The sequence below is a fragment of the Paraburkholderia sp. 35.1 genome, from assembly GCF_050436525.1.
Taxonomy (GTDB): Bacteria; Pseudomonadota; Gammaproteobacteria; order Burkholderiales; family Burkholderiaceae; genus Paraburkholderia; species Paraburkholderia tuberum.
The window spans coordinates 1005135-1018916 of record NZ_JBNDMJ010000002.1 but is presented as its reverse complement, the minus strand read 5'-3'; the positions used below and the strand labels follow the sequence as shown (position 1 = coordinate 1018916).

The 13782-nt window shown below is 59.8% G+C and carries 14 protein-coding genes and 2 pseudogenes; 7 read left to right on the top strand and 9 right to left on the bottom strand.

Going from position 1 to position 13782, the window contains the following annotated elements:
* Nucleotides 1-104 precede the first annotated feature (104 nt).
* Complete coding sequence (locus tag OKW27_RS10590; protein WP_429333435.1) at nucleotides 105-1481, bottom strand: IS4 family transposase; 1377 nt, start codon at nucleotides 1479-1481, stop codon at nucleotides 105-107.
* Between the two features lie 509 nt (nucleotides 1482-1990).
* Nucleotides 1991-2335, bottom strand: a pseudogene (locus OKW27_RS10585) (transposase); the annotation flags it as partial.
* On the opposite strand from OKW27_RS10585, the pseudogene OKW27_RS10580 reads away from it, so the two are divergent.
* Together OKW27_RS10580 and OKW27_RS10575 are read left to right on the top strand one after the other, a co-directional pair.
* Nucleotides 2334-2891: pseudogene (locus OKW27_RS10580) on the top strand (SDR family NAD(P)-dependent oxidoreductase); the annotation flags it as partial. The pseudogenes OKW27_RS10585 and OKW27_RS10580 sit on opposite strands and share 2 nt — an antisense overlap.
* A gap of 76 nt (nucleotides 2892-2967) precedes the next feature.
* Nucleotides 2968-3501: a glutathione S-transferase gene (locus tag OKW27_RS10575; RefSeq protein ID WP_429333434.1), complete on the top strand. Its 534-nt coding sequence runs from the start codon at nucleotides 2968-2970 to the stop codon at nucleotides 3499-3501.
* Here the strand turns inward: OKW27_RS10575 and OKW27_RS10570 are convergent.
* Nucleotides 3402-4088, bottom strand: coding sequence for an alpha/beta fold hydrolase (locus OKW27_RS10570; protein ID WP_429333433.1), 687 nt, complete (start codon nucleotides 4086-4088; stop codon nucleotides 3402-3404). The genes OKW27_RS10575 and OKW27_RS10570 overlap by 100 nt on opposite strands.
* 242 nt (nucleotides 4089-4330) lie before the next feature.
* On the opposite strand from OKW27_RS10570, the gene OKW27_RS10565 reads away from it, so the two are divergent.
* The 4 genes from OKW27_RS10565 to OKW27_RS10550 all read left to right on the top strand — a co-directional run bounded on the left by OKW27_RS10565 (nucleotide 4331) and on the right by OKW27_RS10550 (nucleotide 7423).
* Nucleotides 4331-5212 carry an NmrA family NAD(P)-binding protein gene (locus tag OKW27_RS10565; RefSeq protein ID WP_429333432.1) on the top strand — a complete coding sequence of 294 codons (882 nt, stop codon included), beginning with the start codon at nucleotides 4331-4333 and terminating at the stop codon, nucleotides 5210-5212.
* A 44-nt stretch (nucleotides 5213-5256) separates the two neighbouring features.
* The gene (locus OKW27_RS10560) at nucleotides 5257-5985 is read left to right on the top strand and encodes a GNAT family N-acetyltransferase (RefSeq protein WP_429333431.1); all 729 of its coding nucleotides are present in this window, start codon (nucleotides 5257-5259) and stop codon (nucleotides 5983-5985) included.
* A 77-nt stretch (nucleotides 5986-6062) separates the two neighbouring features.
* Nucleotides 6063-6617, top strand: coding sequence for a TetR/AcrR family transcriptional regulator (locus OKW27_RS10555; RefSeq protein WP_429333430.1), 555 nt, complete (start codon nucleotides 6063-6065; stop codon nucleotides 6615-6617).
* A 341-nt stretch (nucleotides 6618-6958) separates the two neighbouring features.
* A complete protein-coding gene (locus tag OKW27_RS10550; protein ID WP_429333429.1) occupies nucleotides 6959-7423 on the top strand; it encodes a hypothetical protein in 465 nt (154 codons plus the stop codon).
* A gap of 407 nt (nucleotides 7424-7830) precedes the next feature.
* Here OKW27_RS10550 and OKW27_RS10545 read toward each other — a convergent pair whose 3' ends face one another.
* Together OKW27_RS10545 and cynS are read right to left on the bottom strand one after the other, a co-directional pair.
* Nucleotides 7831-8280, bottom strand: coding sequence for a hypothetical protein (locus OKW27_RS10545; RefSeq protein ID WP_429333428.1), 450 nt, complete (start codon nucleotides 8278-8280; stop codon nucleotides 7831-7833).
* 192 nt (nucleotides 8281-8472) lie between these two features.
* On the bottom strand, nucleotides 8473-8916 hold the full coding sequence (gene cynS / locus OKW27_RS10540) for a cyanase (RefSeq protein ID WP_429333427.1): 444 nt from the start codon (nucleotides 8914-8916) through the stop codon (nucleotides 8473-8475).
* Nucleotides 8917-9539: 623 nt separating this feature from the next.
* Here cynS and OKW27_RS10535 point away from each other — a divergent pair.
* A complete protein-coding gene (locus OKW27_RS10535; protein WP_429333426.1) occupies nucleotides 9540-9866 on the top strand; it encodes a hypothetical protein in 327 nt (108 codons plus the stop codon).
* Nucleotides 9867-10152: 286 nt separating this feature from the next.
* Here OKW27_RS10535 and OKW27_RS10530 read toward each other — a convergent pair whose 3' ends face one another.
* From OKW27_RS10530 to OKW27_RS10515, 4 genes are all read right to left on the bottom strand, one after another.
* Complete coding sequence (locus tag OKW27_RS10530; RefSeq protein ID WP_429333425.1) at nucleotides 10153-10389, bottom strand: hypothetical protein; 237 nt, start codon at nucleotides 10387-10389, stop codon at nucleotides 10153-10155.
* A 198-nt stretch (nucleotides 10390-10587) separates the two neighbouring features.
* Entirely contained in the window at nucleotides 10588-11121 is a 534-nt protein-coding gene (locus OKW27_RS10525) for a DUF5943 domain-containing protein (RefSeq protein ID WP_090807388.1), read from the bottom strand.
* A 93-nt stretch (nucleotides 11122-11214) separates the two neighbouring features.
* Entirely contained in the window at nucleotides 11215-12186 is a 972-nt protein-coding gene (locus OKW27_RS10520) for a dipeptidase (protein ID WP_090807390.1), read from the bottom strand.
* 160 nt (nucleotides 12187-12346) lie between these two features.
* Nucleotides 12347-13702 carry an MFS transporter gene (locus OKW27_RS10515; protein WP_187613164.1) on the bottom strand — a complete coding sequence of 452 codons (1356 nt, stop codon included), beginning with the start codon at nucleotides 13700-13702 and terminating at the stop codon, nucleotides 12347-12349.
* Nucleotides 13703-13782: the final 80 nt, after the last annotated feature.

Here is a 13782-nt window from a genome sequence, read left to right as displayed (position 1 = left end):
GATGCGAGCCCAAGAGGGATCTTGCCAGGGATGCTTCAAGGGGCATACAAGATACACGAGCGCCTACCGTAAGGAGATCAGCCTTTAGTGCGAATGGCACTTACTTAAGCCCGTGGAGCGTGCCCATATTTTTGGACGCGCTCACGTGCGATGTGACGAGGCTCTTTCAGCCATGGGTAGGACTTCGGTCTTCGTTTGCGCATTCGTGGTTCGATGCGACCGGGGCGACTCCCAACGCAAGAGTGCGTGATCAGGTTGAACAGGAGACTCTGGTTGTGAGTTGCCGTCAGACCTCTGGCCAGCCATTCAGTCCATAACTGCACCGTGTGTTTGAAACTCAGTGTTCTCGGGTCAGTGGCATGGTGACTGGCGGCCTGAGCCATCAGCAGCCGAATCACGTTGTAGGCCAGCAGATGGACCCAGATCTCCTTTTCGTTCATGTGGGCAGTCTGGCAATGCAGCACATCCATGCCCATCGTCGTCTTGATGTTACGTAGATCCAGTTCCACGTTCCAGCGCCTGGCGTACAACTGCGAGAGGTCCTGTTTGCTGGTCTTGCGTGCATCAAGCATCGTGGTGACCAGCACCCGGTGATGCAGCCTGGACTCGCGCACCATCAGCTCATCGGGGAAGGCCTGGTACTGCTCATGCGTCATCCAGTCAGGACGCTGCCGGGGTTTGGGCCACGTCACAATGTGATCGCGCGTGCCCAGGGACCGGCCTCGCCGAAAGTCGGTGCGGCGTGCCCCATGCTGTTCCATCACGACGTCCACCCCGGCGGCGATCATTGAGGCCATCAGAAAGTAGTGGCAGTACAAGGCATCGGCGACGATCACGTCACCTTTGCGAAACGTGCCTTGCAGCATGCGAAACGCCGTCAGCTCCCCGCTGCCTTTGCCCGCGTAAGTTCCGACCGCCGACTCCAGTACTGCGCCGCTTGCCAGACAGATCACCGCAACCAGATAGGCCAATGGAAAGCCCACTCCTTCGGCCTGAGCACTGGACTGCGGGAAACGGGCCTGGTTCGACGGCGTATCGGGCATCGAGATCCCGGTGCCGTCAACCAGCTTGACCGGGCGCCCGCGCCACTTCCAGGCAGCCTCGGCCTGCTCATGCAGTTGGCGCCCCGTCTCGCGCGCCAACTCCCGCACCATCGTCAGCGGCAGTCTCTGGCGAGCGCGGCAGTAGCCTCCCGTACGCACACTCATGGGCCGCAGCCCGTCGGCAGCTCGCTGCGCCGCCCACCCGTTGACTGCCTTCTGACAGGAGGCGTCCTCTTCCAGCGCCTGGCGCATGAACATCGACAGTGTCACCGTCGGCGGATACAGCCGTTCCCGATGTTCTGGCAAATACGCTTCCGTTATGCCCAACAGCCCCGGGCTCGTCAGTATGTTGAAGTAGTCTACCGCCTGGGCCCTGCACGCCCGGCTTTGAACCCTGCTTCGTGTTTGCCTGTGATGACTTCGTGCATTACGATCCATGGGGGCTGATCTTTGGAATGAGACGGTGTTTGCCTGGTAACAACCATCGTATCAATCCCTGGATCAGCCCCCTCCCTTTCTCTTCAAGCACTTACCCGCGTCTTCTCCTCCATGTAGGCTTAAGTAAGTGCCATTCCCTTTAGTGCCCGATGAAAGGCTTGGGCCCATTCGTTCCTAATGGTCGGATGGCGTCGGCTGTTGTCGACCGAGATGGAATGGACGCCCGCCTCCCTTCGGGGAAACGGGCACGATTGAGGGCCCCCGGGACCGAACGGCATCAATGTGCCAAATCTATGGTCCACCCCGTTTTTGCAACCCTGATTTTCGATGGCGAGTTTGGCTTGCCTAAAGCTATTCGGCGTCGTTGTGGGGATTGCTCCCCGCGCCACGATGAGATTCGCGCCTGATGATCCTTAACAGTGGATCGGCTTCGAAAAGCCTCTTTGACGCTCAGGTTCTTCGTCAGGCCGGTGTGCCGTTCACGTCATCAATTTTCAAGTCGTCGCAAATCGCATGTAGGCTCGGGCGCACAGGACGAGCAGGCGCCTGACATTTTTGTCGCCACGTCGGCTGATCCCGAGAAGATTGGTCTTGCCGCCCGTGCTGTATTGCCGGGGAACGAGCCCAACCGATGCCGCAAAATCGCGACTGCGTCCGTACTGCTTTGCGTCGCCCATTTTTGCGGCCAAGGCGCTTGCGGTGACTGGGCCGACTCCCGGGATGCTCATCAGGCGCTGTCCAACTTCGTCCTCAGCGAGCTGACGTGCGAGCTCCTGGTCAATCTCACCGATCTGTTCCTCTAGGTACTTGAAGTGTTGATGGAGGCGTTCGAGAATCGCAACAAGCCGGGGCGGCGACGAAGTCCGCAACCTCGTGGATCAAACCGTCGCCCGCTACGGCCGGCTGGACGTGGCCGTCAACAACGCCGGCACCGAAGGTCGGCCTGGGCCCGTCCTCGAGCAGACCGCCGACAGTTATGCCGACACGTTCGACACCAACGTCCTCGGAACGCTGCTGAGTCTCAAGCATGAACTGCGCGTGATGACCGCGCAAAAGGCCGGCAGCATCGTCAACATTTCGTCGACTTACGGTCACGAAGGCGCTGCGTTTGCATCGGTCTATGCAGGCAGCAAGCACGCCGTCGAAGGCATCACGAAATCGGCCGCGCTTGAAGTTGCATCGACGGGTGTTCGCGTCAACGCAGTCGCGCCGGGGCCGACCGACACGGGAATGCTGGACCGCTTCACCAGCACCGCCGAAAACAAGGCAGCGCTCGCCGCCACGGTGCCGCTCGCGCGCATCGGCAAGCCCGACGACATCGCCACAGCGGTGCTCTATCTCGCTGCCGACGGCGCCGCGTTCGTCACCGGTCAGATCCTGACGGTCGACGGCGGCAAGACGGCAGGCTAAAGCGACCTGACATGCTCGCCTGCGTAGCGACTGCTTCGCGGGCGAGTCAACTCTTCTCATCGAACTGGACCAGTACATGAATACCGATCTCACGCTTTACGAATCCAAGGCTTCTCCCAACGCTCGTCGAGTCCGCATTTTTCTTGCCGAGAAAGGCATTGAGATTCCGACGAAAGCGGTGGACCTTGGGGCGAAAGAGCATTTCTCCGATGCGTACGTCGCGATCAATCCTCGCCGACAGCTTCCGACGCTTGTACTCGAAGACGGCACGGCGATCGGCGAAGTCCCTGCAATCTGGCGCTACATCGAGGACGCGTATCCCGCGAAGGCCGCATTGCTAGGCACGACGCCGCAAGAGAAGGCGCTGATCGCGATGTGGGAACGGCGCGCCGAACTCGACGGATTTGCGGCCGTGATGGAAGGCGTGCGAAACGCGGTCGCCGGATTGAAGGGGCGTGCATTGTCGGGCCCGCATGCTTATGAACAGATTCCTGAGATCGCGCGTCGAAGTCAGCCGACGGCCAGAGCGCCGCGTCCCGGCGCCACCGTCGGCGCGCGACGTGCCGACCCGAACCAGCCTCCATTGCGCGAGACCAGCGCAGAGCGATAGATGCGGTCCACGGATTTCGGGTCTCCAGACCGATAGATCGCCGCCAGTGTCGCAGCTATGTCGGCATTGAAGTCAGTAACGGTCTGATCGAAATGCGTCAGATAGAAGCGGTAGTAGTCCCATTGCCCGTCCGGATACTGGTCGGCGGGATAGAGCGTGCGATCGACCAGGGGCAGCAGACTGCGCAACCCGAAGCTCTCGGGCATATACGGAACGGAGACGAACACAACCGCACGGCTGCGCTTCGCGTGATGCGCAGCGAGCGCCCCGGCCACCGGGCTTCCGAGGTCGTGGCCGACCCATATTGCCGGACTTGCGCCCAGATGGTCATGAAGCTCGACCATATCGTCAACGATCTCTTTGACTGCATAGGCATCGGGCGCGCCTGGTGTCGATGAGCCGCCGTATCCGCGCATGTCCGGTGCAATGCAGCGCCAGCCCTCCGACGCGAAAGCCTCGATCTGCGCGCGCCACATCAGACCGAGCCCGGGCCAGCCGTGAAGGAAGATCATCAGTGGCCCCTCGGCGGGCCCGGCCTCCCAATAGCGCGTGGAATGGCGGGGTGAGGCGAACGTGTGGGCGATCATGGCAGGAGCATTCTCCGGTGGTCGGTCGTCCAGAAAGGACGCGGTTTTCGATTCCATTTGCAGCGTGAGTTCGCAAGCGCAGCGTGACCCACTTGCCGCCCGCCTCGAGAACGGCATTCCGCAAAAGACTAGTACGGAATTCTGATCTATCGTCGTTCAGGATTATGACTATACTCCAGCTCAGATCCGGTGACTGAAACGTTCATCACCCTCCCAATTAACGAATCGAGCGGAGCTTTCAAATGGCTTTTCGTAAATTTTTTATCGCAGGCGCGACTGGTGACACGGGCGGAGCAGCGACAACGGCCCTTTTAGCTGCAGGCGAACAGGTACGAACCCTGGTGCGACGCGAGGACGCTCGCTCAGAGCGGCTGCGCGCACAGGGCGTCGAGGTGCTGGTTGGCGATCTCTCGGACATCGACGACGTCGCACGCGCTCTTCAAGGCATCTCATCGGCCTATTTCGTTTATCCGATCGAAGCTGGTGGGATAGCGGCCAGCGCTTCGTTTGCACAGGCCGCCCGTGAGACCGGAATCGAATCGATTGTGAACATGTCGCAGATTTCGGCTCGCCGTGAAGCGAAAAGCCATGCCGCGCGAGACCATTGGATCTCGGAACAGGTGTTCGACTGGGCCGGCACGTCGGTCACGCATCTGCGCCCCACGTTCTTCGCTCAATGGTTGACCTACCCGGGTCAAGTCGCGTCCGTCAAAAAGGACGGGATGCTGCGTCTGCCCTTTGGCGAAGGGCGCCATGCGCCCATTGCAGCCGAGGATCAGGGTCGGGTGATTGCCGCGATCCTTCGCGATCCGGCGTCGCACGCGGGCAAGGTCTATCCGCTCTACGGGCCGGTCGAGATGAATCACCATGAGATTGCGGCGGAGATGAGCCAGGCGTTGGGTAGGACGGTCTCGTACCAACCAGTCAATCTCGATCTGTTCAAAAAGCGCCTGAATACGGATGCAAAATTCAGCGACACTTTCACGCAGCATCTCCTGTCGGTTGCCGTCGATTACCAGGAAGGCGTTTTCGCCGGCACCAATTCCTTCATTGAGGATTTGACCGGTACTCCGCCGATGACGGTCCAGGCTTTTATCAGGAAGCACGCGGCACGGTTCGCCTGACCGCGATTCCACAGCAGAGAAGACGAACAAAACAGGAGCTTGTCATGCAGTCCTCCCACATTGATGCAGCCAGTGAGATCGGGACCGAGGAATACCTCGCCAATCCCGTATGGATCGCTCTGAGCGAAGCGCCTCCGGCCTTCATCGAGCGCTGCGAAGGCGGAGCCCGGTATCGCCCGGAATTTGCGCCGTTCGGGGCCGCGCAAAATTACACCGCGCAAAGCGTCTCTCAAGTTGCAGCAATGCTCCAGCCGGGACAGCGCCTTTCATTCTTCACGGCGGCCAAACCGGACTTGCCGCCCGGCTTCGACGTGGTGCGCGAGGCTGTTGCAAATCAGATGGTTGCCGCCAACAGGTTCACCGTATCGTCCGATGAGCGGATCGTGCGACTCGGTGTCGACGACACACCTGATATGCTCCGACTCGCCGAAATGACGGAGCCTGGACCATTCAACGCCCGGACCAACGAATTGGGTCACTTCTTTGGCGTCAGGGAGAGCGGCCGGCTGGTGGCGATGGCGGGCGAACGAATGACTGCCGGCAAGTACGTCGAAATCAGCGCCGTGTGCACGCACCCCGAGTGGCGCGGCCGAGGGTTGGGTCGACTGTTGATGGAGCACCTGGCGGCAACCATCCAGGAACGCGACAGAATACCGTTCCTTCATGTGTTCACGAATAATGTTTCCGCCGTTCGTCTGTATCGGGAGCTCGGTTTTCGCATTGCCAGGACTTTGCAACTGACGGCAATTGTGAGGTCGTCGGGCGAGACCTAACCGCTGCTGCGGGAGCGCCGGGCGAACGGCATTGCCTCAGGTTGACTCGTAGCACAATGCATCTTTGAGACTGGAAAATGGGGCACTCACAAGCTAACAAACTGGCCACGCATCAGCGGATTGTGCAGGTCGCCGCACGGCGTTTGCGCGAGCGCGGCATTGAGGGAATCAGTGTCGGCGACATCATGAAAGAAGCCGGCTTAACCGTCGGCGGCTTCTACAAGCATTTCGAGTCACGCGATGCGCTCGTGACGGAGGCTTTCATCATGGCATTGCAGGACATCGAGCATATTCAGGACGGGCTCAAGACGGCGCCTGAGCGCGCGATAAGCACATATGTGTCGGAAAGCCATCGGAACAACCTCGGCAGAGGTTGCCCAATTTCAGCGCTAGTCAACGACGTACCGCGCGCGCCCGAAGCAACCCGCGAGGCATTCACCGAACGTGTCAGTGAGATCATCGCTTTGCTCGCACAGTCTTTGCCGGATACAGAAGACGCCCATGCTAAAGCGGTGATGATGTTCAGCACCTGCGTTGGTTCAATAGCGCTCGCTCGCGCCGTGAATGACCCGAGTCTGTCGAACAGGATAATCGAAGGAGCGCTGGCGGAGATGCTCAAGATGTACGAATGATGTCGATCAGCGGAAAAGGATAATTCGCTGGCTTCGATCATAAGCCGGTTGATGGAGCAGAGCGGACGCTCGAATGGCTGCGCGGATCAGCGGCCGGAGGGCCGCACTTAGCCGACTGCTGACTCATAATCCTGCGTGTCGTCCAGTTGAAGCGTACTTCAGCCGGACGTCAGAGCCCGGCGGGGAACGCGTCAGATTAAGGGTATTTCCAACGTAAATTGACACCCTCGCTGCAAAGTCTCAGGACCAAATCTGACAGTTTCGCCGTTGACGTACGTAAACGTCCGAATCTTGACGGTACCCCGATTACGAAACGGCCGCCTTTGCCGATCGGCGCGGCTATGACGGCATCGGGCTATGACGGCATCGCCGTGGTGCGGGGGATGGTGGAGCGCGGCCGGCAGATCCTCGGCCAGCTCGAGAAGCGCCTAGAACGCGCGAAGGAGGCCGTGCGCGAGCGGTTCGGCACTGCCGACAACCGCTCGCGCTGCGTCTTCGCCATGAACCTCAACTACGGTCCCGACGTCGTGCCCGAGATCGTCGAGGCCGACGCGATCTTGCGCGGCGACCATCAGAAGCTGGCTCCGTTCCGGTTCTATGCCCGCTTATGGCTCGAGCGCGACTACGACGCGGCGGCCGGCAAGGGCGAGGTCATCGTCCAGAGGGACTCAGCCGTAGCGGCGGATCGTTTCCTGCACGCCCGACAGACCTTTGCGCAGGTCATCGGCATTCATGACCGGCACGAGTTCGATCTTGGCGTTCAAACCAAAGAAGAGCCGCTCGGCGGTATCGGCAATCTGCGATGATTCCGCCATGTTCACGATGAAGAAGCCGCCCCGGTCGCCATTCTCGGCGTGGAAATAAGCGGCTTCGGGCTTCAGATCCTCTGTTAGCTGTTGGAAGACTTTTTCTAATTTGCCGGCGCGGATGGCGGAGTTGCCGGCATCAGCGGAAAACGAGAACTTCACCATAATACGCATGACTTACCTCCCTGACGGTTGCCGGGTCGCCCGGCGACGGGCACCCTCGGTGGATCATTCTGAGCCTAAGCTCACCCGCCCGCAACCTGGATCGGCGGCAACCCCAGGCGGGGGATTTCGATCGCGGGGCAGCGGTTCATCACCTAAACGGACTTTTCGTACGCTAAGCGCGCTACGCTGGGCGTCTCGAACGTCTCTGCGCGACCCCAAGCGGACCGCCGCGCGCCGAAACGTCAACGGCTCGTTGCAAAAGTGCAGCGGACGTTCGCCGGGCGAAGTTCACAGACGGTTATTCGGTGGCACATGGGGCAGGTGAAGTAGAGACCGTCATCGTCCATCAACAGCTCAGCGACATCGAGCGTGACCAGCATTTTGCAGCCGTTGTAGATCCACATCGCAATCGAAAACAATAGCCTAGTAACGCATAGTAAGCTCGATAAAGAACAGATAGGGGATGCAGAGCAATGGCGATTGATTTCGCTCAGTGCTTCGGCGGGCCGGTCGAATTCAGAGAGAGCTGGGACGGCTATGAGTCGAGTGAACGCATTGTCTTTTCGGATCGCGACACCGAAGAGCAAACTGAGGAAACCCTGGAGAGACGCATCGCGGCGATTTTCAGCCCGATAGAGATAGCCGACCAGTGGACGAAGCCGGAAGGCCACGTGCCAGAGGGCGACCGCCAAAGGCGTTTGGATGACCGTTACCCGCAACCGAAGCCATTCAAGCTCAACAATGAGCAGTTCCTGAAACGCGCATACGCCAGTCGCCCGGTCGAACCGGAGGGACGGTATCCGCGCCAGTGCGGCAGGTTCTGCCGGCGCCGCAGCGTTGGGCGGCGCGCCGGGCGTGTCGCTTGCCCTGGCCGGATGACGCTATCAGTACGACTTGTAGGGCAGGAATTTGCCGCTGAGCACCACCTGGACCCGATCGCCATTCGCATTCGGCTCGCGCTGGATATCCATCGAAAAGTCGATCGCGCTCATGATGCCGTCGCCGAACTCCTCGTGGATCAACTCCTTGATCGTGGTGCCGTACACATTGACGATCTCGTACCAGCGATAGATCATCGGGTCGGTCGGCACCGCGGTCGGCAGCGAACCTTTGTACGGGACGATTTGCAGCCACGCGGTTTCTTCGTCGGTCAGATCGAACAACTCGCGGGCGACGCCGGCCTGTTTCGCATCGAGCGTCATCTGACCGAGCAGCGCGGCGGTCGTCCACTCCTTGCTCTTGCCGATCTTCGCGGCGATCTCGGCCCACGTCAGCTTGCCGGCAACTTTCGCGGCGACGATTTTCTTCGTGACTTCATTTCGATCCATGATTGAGTTCCTTTTGAAGAGCCCGGCAATACCGGTTGAGAGAGGTGCAGTGATAGTAATAGTAATCTTGGTTGAGATAACAGGAGTGGCCGTCCGGCGTCGCGCTCACTAGATTCGCTGAATTACGCCGAGTTGCACGCCCACGACTGGCGCACCGGGATAAACACCGGAGTCCATACGCGGTATCCACCCGGAGCCGGGATCGCTTTCTTCGACGCTGGTGTCCAGCACGCCATTCAGCAACGCCAAGCCGGCGCTCGCATCCGATTCCGCAACGGCAGATAGCGCTCGGCGGTTCTCGGCCCATATCATTTTGTCCAGAACCGGTTTGCGCCATTCAATGACCCGGATGTCCCGGCGACAATTCCTGAAGGTCCCCGCCACTACGCTCGCCGGATCGAGTCGTCGTTTGGAGCGGACGTTCGGCGCCGTACCTGCGCGAGCAGCGGCAACGCCTATACTAAAGTCTTGCCACCCTTCGACCGGCTCCGGAGCGCCGCCGCTGCACGATGCCGGCTGGCTCAACCGCACGGGGGCGGCAAGATGGGCGCCAACGCAGTACACCGCAATCGCGCCAGGCTCGTTTTAGAGTGTCGGACACGCTTTCACCAAGGAGTGTCACTATGATGCAAGCCAGCGAAATCCAGAAACGTTTCACGCACCTGCAGCAATCCATCGAGCAGGCTTCGCAAACCTGTCATGCCGACGCCACCCTCCCCAAGGACCTCGTCGAGTGCGTTGATGAGCTAGATCAACAATCCGCGTCGGCAAAGAAAGTGATGGCTTCGAACGATCAGGATCGCATGCGCCAATGGGTGGACGATCTTGAGCGGATCGGCGACAGCGCGGAAAAAGCGTGCGAACGCGCTGCGAATGTCAATGCCGGGATCAAGAAAGCAGTCAGTTCGGTTCACGCCGAACTGAGCGATCTAAAGAAGCGGTTACATTAATCTCATTCACGTCATGTGAGCGGTCGCCGCGTGCGTGAGCGATCTGCGGCGGGGACATTCGCGCTGATCCGCCCCGCCGCCCTCGATCGATATGACAAGCAGTTCTTCCCCGCTTCGAACACGGTGTCGGTCGCGACGTTCGGCTGGTGCGAGCAGGAATGCTTCACTTGCGTATAGGACTTCAACGCCTGATGCCCTCCAGTGGCGCCACCCAGACTGAGCGTTCGGTGCTGCAATGGCCGTTGCCAAGCCGGATCTTGAGGCGGGTGCCGCGCCTCACAGCGATCTAGCGCTTCTGTCTGAGAAAGTCAAATTGGCGCTGCTGCCTCAGCAAATCCAGGTCGCGCTGCTGTTTCAGTAATTGGAGTTGTTCGTTCTGGAGTTCGATCTGTTGCTTCTGCGCTTCCAATTGCGCTCTATAGGCCCCCATGCTTTGGTCAGCCAGCGCTCCCTGCGGGTAAGTCTGCGCGTAGGCGAGGGAACAGCCAGCCGCCAATGTCGCAGCAACGATAAGTGCTTTCATGATGCCCCTCGCACGGATGCTCCTTTGAAATATCTTAGGCCAGAAAGGCCGGGCATCGGCGGGACCGACGTGGGTATCGGCGTCGTGCCAGGATCGGTGATTGCGTATGTTGAGCGAGCGGCGTGCGTGGCAACGCAATGGCCTACGCTCTGGCGCCGTCTCTCAGCATCTCAGGTCAGCTTATTGCGAGAAAACGGTTTATTGCGCGACTGGCGACACTTCGAACACGCAGTGGTCGTGGCCTTCCGCTGCGCATTGCACTTCCTTCGACTGCGAGCGCGGAGCGCCCTCGCCGGCTTCAGTAGTGTCGTTCACCCAGTCCATAGCGCCGGCGAACCAGCCCGCGAACATGTAGCAAAGCTTGCCGTGCTTGCCCGGTTGCGCCAGCACGAAGGATGAGTGACGGAGTTCGACGCGCGCACGCGCGCTCACCGGATCGACTTCGACGATCGTGAAAATGCCCCATCCTCGTTGCGAAAGACGCTTCGCGTAATGCTCGAATACGGCTATGCCACTGATGCCGTGCTGCTTTGCTTCCTTGTCGCACCAGTGATAGGCCGACTTGTAACCCGCCTTGTAGAGGATCTCCGCGTAGGCATCACGCCCGAGCGCCTCTTCGACAGCCTGGTGATTGTTCGTGAAGAAATGGCGCGGGACGTACAGCATCGGCAGTGCGTCAGAGGTCCAGACGCCAGTGTTCGGATCGACGTCGATCGGCAGTTGCGGTTGCATCGCGAGGGTGCTCCGAGGGGTGAGTTTCGGTTCGCGCGGGCGCTCGTCACGGCGCCCGTCGCGTTTCGATGAATGAGGATCGGGCTTCGGTGCTTATGCGCCCCAGACATCGCGGAACACGCGCACCCAGTTTTCGCCCATGATCTTGCGGATGCGCGTCTCGCTCCAGCCTGCGCGCTGCATGGCCGCGGTGAGGTTCGGGAACTCGCCGATCGTGCGGATGCCTTCCGGGTTCACGACCTTGCCGAAGTTCGTCAGACGGCGATAGCGGCCCTTGTCGTGCGTGAGCCAGTCGAAGAAGTCGACGCTGTAGCCCTGCGTGAAATCGGTGCCGATGCCCACCGTATCTTCGCCGGCCAGGTTGACGACATAGTCGATGGCTTCGATGTAGTCCTCGACCGTCGCATCGATTCCGCGCTTGAGGAACGGCGCGAACATCGTCACGCCTATGAAGCCGCCGGCCTCGGCGATTTCCTTCAGCTGTTCATCGGACTTGTTGCGCGGGTGCTCCTTGAGACCCGACGGCAGGCAATGCGAATAGCAGACCGGCTTCTTCGAGAACGCAATGGCCTCCGACGACGTATTGCCACCAACGTGCGACAGATCCACCATGATCCCGACGCGGTTCATTTCGGTAATCACTTCGCGGCCGAAATCCGACAGCCCACCGTCGCGCTCATAGCAACCGGTGCCGACCAGGTTCTGCGTGTTGTAGCAAAGCTGCACGACGCGCACGCCCATGTCGGCGAAGGCTTCGATATAGCCGAGGTTGTCCTCGAACGCATGCGCGTTCTGGAAGCCCAGGATCACCCCAGTGCGGTTTTCCTTCTTCGCACGCGCGATGTCTTCGGTGGTGCGCACGAGCGTCAGCAACTCACTGTTTGCGCGGATCTGCTGCTTCATCAACGAGATGTTGTCGACGGTCTTCGTAAAGCTCTCCCACACCGACACCGTACAGTTGGCCGCGGTGATGCCGCCCTTCCTCATGTCCTCGAACACCGAGCGGTCGAATTTCGAAATGTTCAGGCCGTCGATGATGATGCTGTTCTCATGCAGATTGCTCATTCGATGCTCCGTATAGGCTTCTGGCGTGTGGGGTCGCTATGGCTGTGCGCAGCGCATCGAACACTTCGAGGATCAGGCGGCCGACCTCGCGGAATTCGCCGACGCCAAAGCCGCGCGTCGTGCCGGCCGGCAGTCTCGGGAAAGCTTCGAACGATCCGGGCTACCTGAGCGGTCGCTGCGCTCCGAGCATCTCGCCTATAGCTGGGTCGTTGTCAGTGCCCACATCTTGCAAGGACATTCGTGAAGTTTCTGGAAGCATCATCCCGCCGATCAGGCCCATGAAAGATACGGCGATCAGATACAAAGCGGGCGACAGATTGTTTCCGGTCGTGCCGATCAACCAGGTAGCGACCAACGGCGCGGTGCCCCCGAAGATCGTGTAGGCGAGGTTATAGGTAATGGCCGACCCGGTATAGCGCATCCTGGTTGGGAACACTTCCGACAACAACGCAGCCGTAACCACGCCCGACAACACCGCGCCTGTCGCGAGCATTGCCACGCCGATCAGTGCTGACAGAAATTGTCCCGAGCCCGCGAGCGAGAACGAGGGATAGACGATTACAATCAACAGCGCGCACGTGGTGAATAATGTCATGCGGCGCCCGGCGAAATCAGAATACAGGCCGGCAAGCGGACAAATGGCCGCAGCAAACAAAAGTGCCACAACGGTGATCAGCAGCGAAGTTGCGCGACTCATGTGTCCTACGACCTGCAGATATGTCGCGAAATAGGTAGTAAAGGTATAGAAGGACAATGCTGTCACTGAAATAAATGCACCGAGCTTCAGAATGCCGCCCGCCTGCGTACGGAACGTTTCGCGCAACGGCGCATGCGCCACCTGGTGCTCGCCTTCAAGAGCGCGGAAGGCGGGTGTTTCATTGAGACTGATGCGCAGGTACAGCCCGATGAGCCCAATGGGTGCGGAGGCGAGGAACGGCACGCGCCATCCCCACGCGCTCATTGCATCGGCTGAAAGCGTTGCATCAAGCGCATAAGCGACGACGGCCGCGATCGCAAATGAAGAAAAAGTCGACACGGGAACAAAGCTGCCGTACCAGCCGCGTTTGTTTTGCGGGGCGTGCTCCATTACGTAGGCACAGGCGCCAGCATACTCACCACCGGCCGAAAAGCCCTGCACGCAGCGAATCACGGTTAGCAACAACGGCGCGAGAGCACCGATGGCGGCGTAGGTCGGCAGCAAGCCGATCAGTGTGGTCGCCCCGGCCATCATCAAGATGGTCAGCGCCAGCGTGCGTTTGCGCCCAATCCTATCTCCAATTACGCCAAACACTATGCCACCGACCGGACGAAATGCGAAAGCCACTGCAAACACCGCGAAAGTCTTCAGGAGGCCCGCGGATGGATCGCTGTTCGGAAAAAACTCGCTAGTGAGGATAGTTGCGAGGAAACCATACGCTGCGAAATCGAACCATTCAACAAAGTTACCAATCGAGGCAGCCATGATGACTTTGCGCAGTGTTCTAATATCGACTTCAGGGGACGGTGCCTTAGACATTCGATACTCCCGTAGTTGCTGTGAGCGTGCCGTGAAAGCATCACCCACATGCGTAATCGATCGCGCTTCAAAAAGTAAGG

Coding starts and splice junctions, on each gene's coding strand:
- OKW27_RS10590 (WP_429333435.1), bottom strand. CDS start 1,481: ATGGATCGTAATGCACGAAGTCATCACAGGCAAACACGAAGCAGGGTT.
- OKW27_RS10575 (WP_429333434.1), top strand. CDS start 2,968: ATGAATACCGATCTCACGCTTTACGAATCCAAGGCTTCTCCCAACGCT.
- OKW27_RS10570 (WP_429333433.1), bottom strand. CDS start 4,088: ATGATCGCCCACACGTTCGCCTCACCCCGCCATTCCACGCGCTATTGG.
- OKW27_RS10565 (WP_429333432.1), top strand. CDS start 4,331: ATGGCTTTTCGTAAATTTTTTATCGCAGGCGCGACTGGTGACACGGGC.
- OKW27_RS10560 (WP_429333431.1), top strand. CDS start 5,257: ATGCAGTCCTCCCACATTGATGCAGCCAGTGAGATCGGGACCGAGGAA.
- OKW27_RS10555 (WP_429333430.1), top strand. CDS start 6,063: ATGGGGCACTCACAAGCTAACAAACTGGCCACGCATCAGCGGATTGTG.
- OKW27_RS10550 (WP_429333429.1), top strand. CDS start 6,959: ATGACGGCATCGGGCTATGACGGCATCGCCGTGGTGCGGGGGATGGTG.
- cynS (WP_429333427.1), bottom strand. CDS start 8,916: ATGGATCGAAATGAAGTCACGAAGAAAATCGTCGCCGCGAAAGTTGCC.
- OKW27_RS10535 (WP_429333426.1), top strand. CDS start 9,540: ATGATGCAAGCCAGCGAAATCCAGAAACGTTTCACGCACCTGCAGCAA.
- OKW27_RS10530 (WP_429333425.1), bottom strand. CDS start 10,389: ATGAAAGCACTTATCGTTGCTGCGACATTGGCGGCTGGCTGTTCCCTC.
- OKW27_RS10525 (WP_090807388.1), bottom strand. CDS start 11,121: ATGCAACCGCAACTGCCGATCGACGTCGATCCGAACACTGGCGTCTGG.
- OKW27_RS10520 (WP_090807390.1), bottom strand. CDS start 12,186: ATGAGCAATCTGCATGAGAACAGCATCATCATCGACGGCCTGAACATT.
- OKW27_RS10515 (WP_187613164.1), bottom strand. CDS start 13,702: ATGTCTAAGGCACCGTCCCCTGAAGTCGATATTAGAACACTGCGCAAA.